Origin of the sequence: Methanohalobium evestigatum Z-7303 (assembly GCF_000196655.1) — an archaeon.
In the GTDB taxonomy this organism is placed as follows: Archaea; Halobacteriota; Methanosarcinia; order Methanosarcinales; family Methanosarcinaceae; genus Methanohalobium; species Methanohalobium evestigatum.
Genome location: NC_014253.1, coordinates 278,687 through 291,101, shown reverse-complemented (window position 1 = coordinate 291,101; position 12,415 = coordinate 278,687). Strand labels below are relative to the sequence as shown.

15 protein-coding genes and 1 pseudogene are annotated in these 12,415 nt (G+C 35.8%); 10 read left to right on the top strand and 6 right to left on the bottom strand.

Features of this window, described 5'->3' with window-relative positions; genetic code table 11:
* Positions 1-11 precede the first annotated feature (11 nt).
* The 3 genes from METEV_RS01500 to METEV_RS01490 are packed head-to-tail and all read left to right on the top strand — an operon-like array spanning position 12 to position 2,067.
* Positions 12-452, top strand: coding sequence for a universal stress protein (locus tag METEV_RS01500; RefSeq protein WP_013193796.1), 441 nt, complete (start codon positions 12-14; stop codon positions 450-452).
* 44 nt (positions 453-496) lie between these two features.
* Positions 497-1,225 (top strand): DUF432 domain-containing protein, encoded by a 729-nt coding sequence (locus METEV_RS01495; RefSeq protein WP_013193795.1) that lies wholly within the window; start codon positions 497-499, stop codon positions 1,223-1,225.
* Positions 1,222-2,067: a mechanosensitive ion channel family protein gene (locus METEV_RS01490; RefSeq protein WP_013193794.1), complete on the top strand. Its 846-nt coding sequence runs from the start codon at positions 1,222-1,224 to the stop codon at positions 2,065-2,067. The genes METEV_RS01495 and METEV_RS01490 overlap by 4 nt, the downstream gene beginning before the upstream one ends.
* A gap of 2 nt (positions 2,068-2,069) precedes the next feature.
* Here the strand turns inward: METEV_RS01490 and METEV_RS01485 are convergent, their stop codons facing one another.
* Complete coding sequence (locus tag METEV_RS01485; RefSeq protein WP_083810089.1) at positions 2,070-2,630, bottom strand: YbhB/YbcL family Raf kinase inhibitor-like protein; 561 nt, start codon at positions 2,628-2,630, stop codon at positions 2,070-2,072.
* A 334-nt stretch (positions 2,631-2,964) separates the two neighbouring features.
* Between METEV_RS01485 and METEV_RS12200 the strand changes: the two genes are divergently transcribed.
* Positions 2,965-3,180, top strand: a complete 216-nt coding sequence (locus tag METEV_RS12200; protein WP_157197249.1) for a hypothetical protein — start codon at positions 2,965-2,967, stop codon at positions 3,178-3,180.
* Between the two features lie 25 nt (positions 3,181-3,205).
* Here METEV_RS12200 and ala read toward each other — a convergent pair whose 3' ends face one another.
* The gene (gene ala, locus METEV_RS01475; RefSeq protein ID WP_013193791.1) at positions 3,206-4,183 is read right to left on the bottom strand and encodes an alanine dehydrogenase; all 978 of its coding nucleotides are present in this window, start codon (positions 4,181-4,183) and stop codon (positions 3,206-3,208) included.
* 72 nt (positions 4,184-4,255) lie between these two features.
* Between ala and METEV_RS01470 the strand changes: the two genes are divergently transcribed.
* On the top strand, positions 4,256-4,936 hold the full coding sequence (locus METEV_RS01470) for a DUF434 domain-containing protein (RefSeq protein ID WP_013193790.1): 681 nt from the start codon (positions 4,256-4,258) through the stop codon (positions 4,934-4,936).
* 40 nt (positions 4,937-4,976) lie between these two features.
* On the opposite strand, the pseudogene METEV_RS01465 reads toward METEV_RS01470, so the two are convergent.
* Positions 4,977-6,211 (bottom strand): annotated as a pseudogene (locus METEV_RS01465) (RNA-guided endonuclease InsQ/TnpB family protein).
* A gap of 248 nt (positions 6,212-6,459) precedes the next feature.
* Here METEV_RS01465 and METEV_RS01460 point away from each other — a divergent pair.
* The 5 genes from METEV_RS01460 (at position 6,460) to truD (ending at position 9,906) form a co-directional block, all read left to right on the top strand.
* Complete coding sequence (locus METEV_RS01460) at positions 6,460-6,699, top strand: hypothetical protein (protein WP_157197248.1); 240 nt, start codon at positions 6,460-6,462, stop codon at positions 6,697-6,699.
* Positions 6,700-6,784: 85 nt separating this feature from the next.
* Complete coding sequence (locus tag METEV_RS01455) at positions 6,785-7,096, top strand: hypothetical protein (RefSeq protein ID WP_013193788.1); 312 nt, start codon at positions 6,785-6,787, stop codon at positions 7,094-7,096.
* Between the two features lie 65 nt (positions 7,097-7,161).
* On the top strand, positions 7,162-8,076 hold the full coding sequence (gene mptN / locus METEV_RS01450; RefSeq protein ID WP_013193787.1) for a tetrahydromethanopterin:alpha-L-glutamate ligase: 915 nt from the start codon (positions 7,162-7,164) through the stop codon (positions 8,074-8,076).
* A gap of 1 nt (position 8,077) precedes the next feature.
* Positions 8,078-8,425, top strand: a complete 348-nt coding sequence (gene pth2, locus METEV_RS01445; RefSeq protein ID WP_013193786.1) for a peptidyl-tRNA hydrolase Pth2 — start codon at positions 8,078-8,080, stop codon at positions 8,423-8,425.
* A 164-nt stretch (positions 8,426-8,589) separates the two neighbouring features.
* Positions 8,590-9,906, top strand: coding sequence for a tRNA pseudouridine(13) synthase TruD (gene truD / locus METEV_RS01440; protein ID WP_013193785.1), 1,317 nt, complete (start codon positions 8,590-8,592; stop codon positions 9,904-9,906).
* Positions 9,907-9,911: 5 nt separating this feature from the next.
* Here truD and pyrG read toward each other — a convergent pair whose 3' ends face one another.
* Genes pyrG through METEV_RS01425 form a run of 3 tightly spaced genes read right to left on the bottom strand, consistent with a single transcriptional unit; the run spans position 9,912 to position 12,385 of the window.
* A complete protein-coding gene (gene pyrG, locus METEV_RS01435; protein ID WP_013193784.1) occupies positions 9,912-11,501 on the bottom strand; it encodes a glutamine hydrolyzing CTP synthase in 1,590 nt (529 codons plus the stop codon).
* A gap of 20 nt (positions 11,502-11,521) precedes the next feature.
* Positions 11,522-12,175 carry a DUF7524 family protein gene (locus tag METEV_RS01430; RefSeq protein ID WP_013193783.1) on the bottom strand — a complete coding sequence of 218 codons (654 nt, stop codon included), beginning with the start codon at positions 12,173-12,175 and terminating at the stop codon, positions 11,522-11,524.
* Positions 12,176-12,202: 27 nt separating this feature from the next.
* Entirely contained in the window at positions 12,203-12,385 is a 183-nt protein-coding gene (locus tag METEV_RS01425) for a methytransferase partner Trm112 (protein WP_013193782.1), read from the bottom strand.
* Between the last annotated feature and the right edge of the window lie 30 nt (positions 12,386-12,415).

Genomic DNA, 12,415 nt, shown 5'->3' with positions numbered 1-12,415 from the left:
GGGAGTATAAAATGGTTGATAAATACAACAATATATTAATTGCTACTGATGGTTCAGAAAATTCTAAAAATGCGATACAATCAGGGATAAATCTTGCCAGTAAAACAGGTGCAAAAGTATATGCAGTTTATGTAATACATCCAGTAAGTGTTACTACAGGTCGCAAAGGTCCTGATTGGGTAGAGGCTGCCAGAGAAATGATGAGAGATGAAGGAGAAAAAGCAACTAATTACATTAAAAAGATGGGTGATGAAGAAAATTTGGAAGTAGAATCAGTAATACTTGAAGGCGACCCAGGGGATGAAATTGTTAAATTTGCTGACAAAAATGACGTTGACCTTATTGTCATGGGCACCAGAGGATTATCTGGAATACAGCGTTTCATGGTTGGCAGTGTAGCCGATAAAGTTGTAAAACACTCAAATACGGAAGTATTGATTGTGCCCTCTTAATCTATATATAAGGTAAATAATAACAATATATATTGACGATACCTATGTATGGTTACCATAACGCTCCTTTAAAATTTGAATATAACGAGTTTATCCTATCATGTACAAATCTTGATGGGGTTTTTCTTTATAAAAGAGATAATACAAATGATAATGACAATAATGACAACATTGAAAAGATTATACACAAGGAAGATTGTAATCTGCTTATCAACCCTATTGAACCTGTAAATTTGCCCAAAAAAATAACCTCTTTATTACTTATCGAATTTACAAAATCTATTTTTATCAGCCCCAGTTCTATTAAAAAAATATACCTTACCTTCCCTATAGAAATCGGTGTTTTCATATCGGATAATAAAGATAATTATGAAGTGCTTGATTTTTTTACTCTTGCTAAGAAAAAATATTCAATATACGGTACTCCAAGCAACGGTACCATCTGTAAATACTGGAGTAGTGATACCCATTTATCAATACCTGAAACAAACCCGCTTTATGAAGGTATCCTTGAGCTTCAGATAACAAATTCAACAGTTAGATGGATGGAAGTATCTAAAACTGTATTAAATGCGTACGGGATGAAATTATATTACGACAGTGAAATAGTATCTATGAAAGTTAATATGAAAATTACCGGACAATATATGGCTGAAACAGATTTCATTAGCCAACCAATACTGGAAAACATGACAAACTCTACAGAACTCTATAATGTTGGTAAAGTGAAGTTTGTAAATATTACAAAATACATTATGGAAAACGGAATATGAACCTTGAAGAACTCTACAACTACATATTCCAGAGCGGTGAAATTTTAATAAAAATTTTCAGTGTAGTTATATTTATTCTTATAGCTCTTTTTATAAGCAAAATTATTACTGTATACCTAAGAAGATATTTTAAGGATAAAATTGCTCCATCCCGTTTGAACGTATTCCTGAAATTAATATATTACAGCATTATAACGGTTACTATTGGAATATTTATACTACCTATTGTAGGTATACAACCGTCCAGTTTACTTGTCGCAGGGGGTATTGTAGGTATTGTTATTGGTTTTGCCAGTCAAAGTATTGTAGGCAATCTTATATCAGGTATATTCCTGATTGTGGAAAGACCCATTAAAATAGGAAATCAGGTCAATATCGATAACAATATAGGAATTGTAGAGGACATCAACCTGATTTCAACCATCATCAGAACCTTTGATGGTTTGTACATACGGATTCCTAATGAAAAAGTTTTCACAAACAACATAACTAACTATGTAGCAAATGTTGCCAGACGTTTTGAGTATATTGTAGGAATAAGGTATAGTGATGATGCTGAACAGGCTATAGATATAATTAAAGACCTTATTGAAAAAGAACCACTTGCCCTTAAACATCCTGAGTCACTGGTATTTGTTGACAATCTTGGTAATAATGCAGTGAATCTTAGTGTTAGAATCTGGGCACCTGCAACTGAATGGTTCTCTCTGAGAACCTCATTCCTCTGGAAAATAAAGACAACTCTTGAAGATAACGGAATTGAGATTGCTTTCCCACAAAGAACAGTATGGTTTGCAAATCAAACGCAGGGTGAAGAATACTACAAAAAAAATGAAATGTAAATTTATCTGCCATATAATCCGATGAGTTCGCCTTTAGCCAATATATGACCATCCATTGCATTTTCAAGATTTTGTCTGTTTGCTCCACCATCAAGGTTTAATTCTGTATCAAGTGCATAAACCCCGAAAATGTATCTGTGTGTAGTATCAGATGGTGGGCATGGACCTCCATAAGAAACTTCACCAAAACTGTTTTCCCCTTCTATCCCGGGTACACTGTTTTCCATTATATTTGATTCAGGATTTATGTTCCAAACTATCCAATGTGTAAATACTCCATCTGGTGCATCCGAATCTTCAACTATTAGAACCAGACTCTTTGCATCATCCGGAATTCCGGAAAACTGTAGTGGAGGATTTATATTTTCACCATCACAGGTGTAGGCTACCGGTATGGATTCATTGTTTTCAAATACACTGCTGGATACATCGAACTGTGCAATTTGAGAGTTTTCTGCACCATTATCCAGTTTGTTGCCATCCTGACCTGTACATCCAATACCCAGAAATATTGTACAAAATAACAGCAATGTTATATACATATTGATTTTATTCAATCCCATCTCCCCAGTGATTTTATATAATCAATTTTATTTGTAGACATAATACAGATGATTTTTATCAGGTATATAAGTTATTTGTTGCATATAGATATTATTTTATCCACCTGATTCCGACCAACAGTTATATATAATAGCATTCCCACAATGTTGCTGTTTCTACAAAATTGTATACTGTGGTATGTCTGAACAGCATGTCTCAAAAATTTATTAAGACGTTGCAGTGGTTCGTTATACAGTATGCAGTCCCACAAAAAATCAAGCAAACTTGGTTTCATGGGTGTAGAAACAATAGACAAAAAAATGTCTGCCCAAATACAGCAAAAGGTGATTAAAAATGAGGGAAAGAATGTTATATGGCATGCTGGGAATGGATCCGCACTCCACAAAGTCAATAACCAAAAAAACTATGCAGAGATGTCCAAAATGTGGAACCTATCAAAAGGTAGGAGACGAACCACAAAAATGTGTAAACGAAAAATGCAGGGCTGAAATTATCCGTGAAGATTTTAGCAGCACTGCAAGATCTACTATGATGATGGCATCGAAATAACCACATCCCTGATGTGGTTTCCATTTTAAAACATTTTCAGTTTATTGCCCAGACCATTCTCAACTGCTTTTCTATAAACAAAGTCTGCTGTCGATATATCCTGAATCGCAAGCCCTGTAGAATCAAATATTGTTATTTCTTTTCTGGATTCCCTTCCTGTAAGATGACCGGTTATTATTTCTCCAAGTTCCCCATAAATATCGGTTGTTGAGATTATATTATTTGACAGGGGTACATTGATTTCACCTGAATGTGATGCCTGTTCCGTATCATCAACTATTACCTTTGAACTTTTAAGAATTTCAGATTCAAGTTCTTGCTTTCCCCTGGCATCCGCACCGATAGCATTAATATGTGTACCCTCATTTATCCATTCAAATTTTACTATTGGATCCCTTACAGGTGTAGTGGTTACTAAAATATCGCAATCGCATACATCTTTTATGTCAGTCTTTGTAAAATCCCCACCAACAACTGGTTTCATCCTTTTTTCAAATTCATCACAATGCTTACTGCTTTTGCTTGTAATTTTAACCTGCTCAATATTGAATATATGAGACAGTGCAAGCAACTGCGAACGTGCCTGATTACCGGTGCCAATTATACCTATAATTTTTGAATCTGGTCTTGCAAGATATTTTGCAGCCACCCCTCCGCCTGCGCCGGTTCGCATATCCGTAAGATATGTTCCATCCATTATTGAAATAGGTGCACCCGTTTCAGTTGAGTTAAGGATTACTGTCGCCATCACAGTCGGCAAATCTCTGGATGGGTTATCAGGATGAACATTTACAATTTTTACACCACTAATATCCATATCTTCCAGATAGGTAGGCATCGTTCTAAGGTCGCCATTGTATTTATTGAAATAAAGATACAGTTTCGACGGCATCTGTACCCTTTTCAAACCATGCTGTTCAAATGCTTTTTCAACCACATCTATCGTGGATTTCATATCAAGGACATTTTTAACATCACTCTGGTTTAGCCACAACACATCCATGTACTGTTACCTCTTAATAAATTGTTTAAGATTACAACACCTATAAATCTTGCCGACATAAAAACGATTACGATGCAAAATAATCCCCATTCAATTGAATATCTCAGACAAAAGCTGTCAGAACCTGCTGTTGATGTTAGATATTTATTCAATAGAGGGTATCCAAGAACCAGTACAATACAATTTGTCGGAAATCATTACCGTTTAAATGAGGAAGAAAGGCATATACTCACAAGAGTGGTTGTATCATCCAATAGATCAAAACTGAGAAAACAAATAAAAATAGAATGCAACCAAATCAACAATATGAACCTCATTATTGATGGTTACAACGTATTCATCACAGTTGAGAGTTTACTGAAAAATTACATACTCTGGAAAAGTGATGATGGATTTTTCAGGGATACAAGAGGTATTTTTAATAAATTCAAAATTACAGATGTGACCTATAAAGCAATCGATGAGATAATAACGTTTCTTTTAAAATATCAGATAAATTCAGTTATTATACTATTTGATAAGCAGATTAGTAAAAGTGGCGAACTTGCCAGATTTGTAAGTGAAAAGCTTAAAAACTATTCAATTAAAGGATACGCTAGAACCTCAAGACATGTGGACTTTGATTTGAAAAATAATAGTTCTGATTATATCATCGCAACCTCTGATGGAGCGGTAATAGATAATTCAAAACAGGTTATAGACATTCCAGAATGCATAGCAAAAAATAAAGGCTACAGGGCGTTTACACTGTGAACTACCGCTGAGCTAAAGACTCAGCGACTTCGGAAGAAGGTTACCAGGAAAGCCTTATTCTTCCCGGGGAGTTCACGTCCCCACTATCGGTTATCCCTGCAAGGGAATCACCGATTACCTTTCTCAAGATGTTCAATGCACCGTTGATATCGGCATTGATCAGTCTACCTGTAGATGACTGGAAGATTCCTCTCTTAGTTCTTTTACCAAGGTATTTATTATGTTTTCTGATGGGTTCCAACGCCAGTGCATCTACCTTGCTAGTGTAAGCTTCGTTTACTTCGTTATACTTTATACCATGATATTCACACTTAGAAGCTAATTTATATTTAAACCTAGCAAATGGTATTGTCTGGAAGTTCTGGGTATTCTGCTTTCCGATGTTTTGTTCCTGTTTGATTTCTTTCATCTCTCCAATCACAACATTACCAATCCGATTTTCCAGACAATGTTTAACGATGTGGTTGACACACTGGTTCATGAGATCATTTATCTTCCAGAACCTTTTATTAGAGAATCTATCCAGCTTGATACCATCATCTACATCCTGTTTATCGTAGACTGACTGTAACCTGCTCTTCTCCTTGTTCCACCAGCGGTTGTATGATTTGATACCCCTGCCGTCTAATATGAATGCAGTCCCACTGGTCGTTACACAGGTTGCAAAGTTGTCCACTCCAAGGTCTATCGATAGATGGTTATTATAATCAAGTTCAGCAATCTCCCCGTCTTCATGATATACGTATTCTATCTCGAACCATCTACCCTTGTATTTCGGGACGATCCTGACCTGATTGATGTATTGACCTATTATGTTGTCAGGTATCTTGAAGTATAGATACTTGGTTCCATAAGTTCTGTAATAATCCAAACCCAATGATAACCTTATCTTATCATCGATAACCTTCAGTTGATATTTCTTGAAAGTACATATGAAGTTACCGTCTTTATCCAGATACTTTGGAAGGGAAACTGGCTTTTCATATTCACCTTTTCTTTCCTTATCCAGAAGTTTGAAAAACGATCTCATACTGCCATCTACAGTTTCCACAGTATTCTGAGCAACCTGAGATGGCATTAATCTGTAATTTTCGTTCTCTTTGACCGTATAATAAGCGGTATTCTTATTAAGGTATTTTCCATAGTTGAAGAAGTACTGCCTGATAGTGTACAATGTGAAATTGTACAGGTTCTTGGACAGTTTGGTCAACCTCTTCAAGGTCTCTCATACGTCTGCTTATCAGTACGGAGATGGTTCTTCTGGGTCAGATACATGCATTATACAATCATTTAGCAAAATACTTATATTTTTTTTGACCATTTGCTTTACCCCGATGCTAAAGACATCGGGGTTTTATTTAACTTTATAAAAATCAACAATTAACCAATATATACATTAAAAACTTTTATATTAAATTTAGAGTCAAAAAATGAATTATAATATTTCCCACTAAATATAATTCATATGAAGAGTTTGAATTGAAAATAGAATTATAAAAATAAGAAGTTTGGTTTTATTTGTTTTGATACTGACACTATCAATCCATATAACACCTCACTCTTTTGAATACAAAAAGTTTAAATCTGACAGTAATCCGATTGAGAAAAACCATCTAATAAACAACATCAAAAAAGTCACAAACTGGAATCACGATGCAGGAATAGAAGATGATGCCTCTACATTAAAACTTGTTGACCCTGTTTTGATGCTGATTATACTTGTAATGGCTTTTTTGCTTTTAAAGGCTATAGAGCACGTCTGATATATAGTTATTTTATAAGAGTACAATAAAGTTTTTCCAGCCCAGATTACAAATTAATTATTGCACTCATCAATAGGGGGATAAAATGGCAAATACTATTATAAAAAGAATAGGTGAATTATCTCTTGGAAAAATTCTAGGAATCATATATGCAGTCATAGGTTTGATAATCGGTGTTATTGTAAGCTTTGTAACGCTTATTGCAGGAAATATAGGTATGGGGAATGCAATTGGTGGTCCTGCTTACCTATTTGGTGCTGCTGCCATAATAACCATGCCGGTCTTTTATGGTATCATGGGTTTTGTATTAGGGCTTATTATCGCTGTAATATACAACCTGATTGCAGGTTTTATCGGCGGTTTGGAAATAGACCTAGAAACAGATTCAAAAACATGAATAAATTTTTAATTTACCGTTTTTAAAGGATATAAATAAATACTTCCATATTGATGGAAAATATAATGGCCAAAATAGGGATAATAGTAACAGATAACAACGACTGGACCGCCAGAGCTCTGTACAATGCTGCAAAAGAACGAAATTTTAACCCTGTTTTTATAAATCTGGAAAATATAGAAGTATCTATAGGCTCCACAATCCGTTATTCTTTAAGGGAAAACAGTTTATCCGAACTGGATGCTGTGGTAGTTAGGGATGTAGGGGCTGGTTCAATAGAAAGCGTAAGTTTTCGTTTTGATGTTCTGCGACAGCTGTATGAATTAGGGATACTTATTGTAAATACTCCTGAATCAATACAAAACGCGGCTAACAAATATTATTCCACATACCTTATGGCAAAAGCAAACCTGCCTGTACCCTGTACAAGGGTTGTTCAAAGCGTTGAAAGTGCGTTAAAAACACTGGATGATTTCAGGGATGCAATCATAAAACCCGTGTTCGGATTCAAGGGCATAGGCATTATAAGAATTAAAAACTATTCAATTATTGAACCAGATAATACAACTAACCCAAAACAGATTGAAGAAATGGTTAAAAATGAAATTGATAATAAAGGAATGCTTTATATCCAGGAATATATCCCCAACATGGGAAGAGACATCCGTGCTTATGTAGTTGATGGCAAGGTGATTGGTGCCATATATCGAACCGCTCCTGATGGAAAATGGTTAAACAATTTAAGCCAGGGAGGTTCTTGCCAACGGTGTTCACTTACCCCCAGCCAGAAAGAAATATCCATAAAAGCTGCCAAAACCATCGGTACTGTATTTGCTGGTGTTGACCTGATTGAAGGTAACAATAAAACCATGCTACTTGAAGTCAATGGTACACCATCAGGTGCAGGAATATACAAATCATTGGGAATTAACCCTGCTGATTATATAATGGACTACATTCAAAAACAAGTGAGGGACTGAAATGATAGATTACAAACAGTGTATTATAATAAGAGAAGACCTTAAACTTTCAAAAGGAAAACTTGCAACTCAGGCAGCACATGCAGCTGTTTCTTCAGTAGAAAAAGCAAGTAAATCCACCATTGAAAACTGGAAAAATGGTGGACAAAAAAAGGTGGTTCTTAAAGTCCCCAGCTTACAGGATTTGTATGAATTAAAAGAAATAGCAGAAAAAAAAGAGATACCCACTGCACTGATAAGTGATGCTGGACATACACAAATACCAGCAGGTACTGTTACAGCTCTGGGAATAGGACCTGCAAAAGTAGAAGAACTTGACAGTTTCACCGGCAACCTGAAACTTGTATAATTATATAATATAATTTGTGTTAAATGAAAAAGATAATTAAACAGGTTTTTTTATTGGTTTTTGTTTTTGGATGGGTATTCAGCAATATATTAACTCAAAAAATCTGGTTCATCTAAAAGCCTGATATTAATTTTTGATTACATTTAATATAAGAGTGAAGATTTATGAAAGTTCATGATATTGAAAAAGAAATTGGCATTGATCTGTATACAACATCCACCAATGGAATTGGTGGTACTTTGAGGCAGGAAATTGATGATTTTATTGTAAAAGAAATTACAAATCGTGAAGAAGGCGACACTGGTAAATACCTTGTTCTTGAACTTAAAAAAAGTAACTGGGAGACACATCATCTTATAAGAGACCTTACCCGCAAATTGGGAATCAGTCAGAAACGAATTGGATTTGCAGGAACAAAAGACAAGCGAGCTGTTACAACCCAGAAAATAAGCATTTACGATTTAAGCCTTGAAGACATAAATAATGTTACTTTAAAAGATTCCGAGATGAATTATATAGGAAGGTCAGATAAATCTATAGAACTCGGTGACCTAATAGGAAATGAATTCTATATTACAGTAAGAAACACCGACCATAGTATAGATGAGTTGTATAACCAGCTTGAGATTATTACCAAAGACATTAAACAAATGGAAGGCATTCCAAACTTTTTCGGTGTCCAGAGGTTTGGTTCTACACGCCCAGTCACACATATAGTTGGTGAATCACTTGTAAGAGGCGATCCAGAAGATGCCGCGCTTAAATACATTGCCTTTGCGTTTCCAGAAGAACCCGAAGATACAAAATCAGCAAGGAAATATGTCTATGAAACAAGGGACTATATTGAGGGATTAAAACTCTATCCTTTAAGGCTTAGATATGAACGTTCGATGATGGATTATCTGATTAAAAATCCGGATGATTATAGTGGTGCATTTAATGTGCTTCCAAGAAACATACAAAGAATTTTTGTGCACGCTTATCAATCCTATCTGTTTAACAAAATTTTGTGCCAGCGAATAAAGGAAGGACTGCCACTTAACAGAGCTGTAGAAGGAGATATTGTCTGTTTTAGAAATAAAGCTGGTTTACCGGACACCTCCCGTATTCAGGAGGTAACATCGACAAATATTGATGGGATGAACAACCTTATCAAACGAAAGCGCGCCTTTGTAACTGCCCCATTGATAGGATATCAGACAGAATTTTCTTCCGGGAAACCCGGTGAAATAGAAAAAAAGATATTTGACGAGACTGGATTGACCTTAGAAGATTTTAAAGTCCCTTCAACTCCGGAGTTGGCATCCAAAGGTGTAAGAAGAGAAATTTTACTCCACACTGAACCCTCATTTAAAGCAGATGAAGATGAGTTAAATCCCGGCAAATCAAAAGCTGTACTGGAATTTACACTTCCAAAAGGGAGCTATGCTACAACACTTTTAAGAGAGTATATGAAAGTAAACCCTCTTAAAATGAGCTAATTGTATCATTTGTTATCCATCATTGCTTCAATAAACGCTTTGAAAGGCGGGGATGGATGTCCGGGTCTGGATGTGAATTCCGGATGGAACTGTGATGTGAAGAAGAATTTTTTCTCGGGTATTTCTGCAATTTCCATACGTTTTCCATTATTCATTGCCGAAAATATCATTCCGTGTTTTTCAATTTTTTCAATGTATTCGGGATTTACTTCGTATCTGTGTCTGTGTCTTTCCACTATCTCATCAGCTGAATAGATTTGCTGTGCCAGTGTACCCTGTTTTAAACATGCCTTATAAGTTCCAAGGCGCATTGTCGCTCCCATGTTAACAAGGTCTTTTTGTTCAGGGAGGATATCAATAACCGGATGAGGAGTAGATGGATCGAACTCAGTACTGTTGGCATTTTCCAACCCTGCCACATTTCTTGCAAACTCAATCACACTAAGCTGCATACCCAGACATAGTCCCAGATACGGAATATCATGCTCTCTTGCATACTGGATGGCTTTAATTTTTCCTTCTATACCTCTTTCACCAAATCCACCGGGTACAAGTATTCCATCGTATTCGGAAAGATTTTCCAGTGCATCAGAATCTCTATTAATCAATTCAGCATCAATCCATGTTGATTTAAAATTACATCCGCTTTCAATCGCAGCATGTTTTAGAGCTTCACGGATGCTTATATAAGAATCACCAAGATGTGTATACTTACCGATTATTGCAAACTTAACTTCTCCGGTAATGGATTTCATTTTTGAAACCATTTCATTCCATGAAGTATCCTCGGTTATTTTCTTAAGATCGAGCATTTTCATTAGATAATTGGTAAGCCCTTCCTTCTCCAACATTAGGGGGACTTCATAAATATCTTCAACATCGTTTGCACTTATAACAGCCTCTTCAGGAACATCACTAAACAACGAGATTTTCGAAATTGTACTTTCCAGTAGCGGTTCTTCACATCTGGCTACAACTACATTTGGTGTAAGCCCAAGTTCTCTCATGTCTCTTGTAGAGTGCTGGGTAGGTTTGGTCTTTTGTTCACCCTGTGCATCAAGTGGAACAAGCGTCACATGTACAAAAATAGTATTTTCCTCTGGTTCCTCCCTGTGCATCTGCCTTAGTGCTTCCAGGAAAGGCATACTTTCAATATCACCGATTGTACCCCCTACCTCTATCAGACAAATGTCTGCACCACTATCAGATGCTACATCTCTTATCCAGTCTTTTATTTCATTTGTCACATGAGGTATAATCTGGACAGTTTTTCCCAGATATTCTCCACGTCTTTCTTTTGATATTACGGAATTGTAGAATTTGCCGGTGGTGATATTATGGTCATGAGTTAGCTCCGTATCCAGAAACCGTTCATAATTACCAAGGTCGAGGTCTACTTCCCCCCCATCCTTTAAAACATAAACTTCACCATGCTGGTAAGGGCTCATTGTTCCAGCATCTATATTTATATATGGGTCTATTTTGATAGCTGTTACCCTATAACCCTTATTTTTCAAATTCCGTCCTATCGATGCGGTTGTAATGCCTTTTCCCAGTCCGCTCATTACTCCACCGGTAACTACGATGTACTTCATATTGAATCCAACTACCTTTTTTATTTATTAATCGGGAGTTTTAAAAACAAATACATTATCAATGCTGTAAACAATATCGCCAGTATTACTGCCGGGTAAAATCCCATTTCATATTCTATTCCTGTAGCTTGGGTTGACAGGAAGTATATCATAAAGGATGCAATCAATACACCTGCTATTAACAGGGCAATTCTTGGTGATACATCCAAACTGGATTTTATTGAATACGCTGTACTACCAGAATCCCCTTTATTACTGTTTCGATTCATTTCAAATTTATTATCCACTGTTATGTGATCATCAACATCTACTTCTACTGAAATATTTGCTGATTTTTCACTACCAATTTTTATCGAAAAACCAGAGGTCCTTGAACCGTATCCAACTGTTACATAAATTTCTCCTTTTACAAATTCCTCTCCTCCTATTGGAAGATGAGATATTACAGGCACGTACTCCTCGTGCCGGACGTATGGATTATCTTCAAGGAAAGTTATATGATCTTTGAGATTATCACTGGTTGAAAAATAAACATTTGTAGGTGAACCATAATTAATCACAGCTATTTCAAACGAATGTTCTCCACCAGGTGATAAAGGTATTTCTACAATATCATCTTCAAATTCAATTGAATTAATTTCCAACCTGTTAATATGTACCTGTTGCAATAACATATATATTCTTGAATATAAAATTAATACTTATTCTCTAATATCTGGCGGGAGCAGATTAGGAATACCGTCTTCTACAGGGTAGTATTCCCTGCATTGTGAACAATAAAGTGTACCTGATTTTATTTCAACTTCATCTTCTTCGATAATATTTAAAACCAAATCCCCTTTACAGATAGGGCATGCCAGTATGTCCATTAATTCTTTTTTCAACTGCTCACCTAACACTGGATACATCATCAA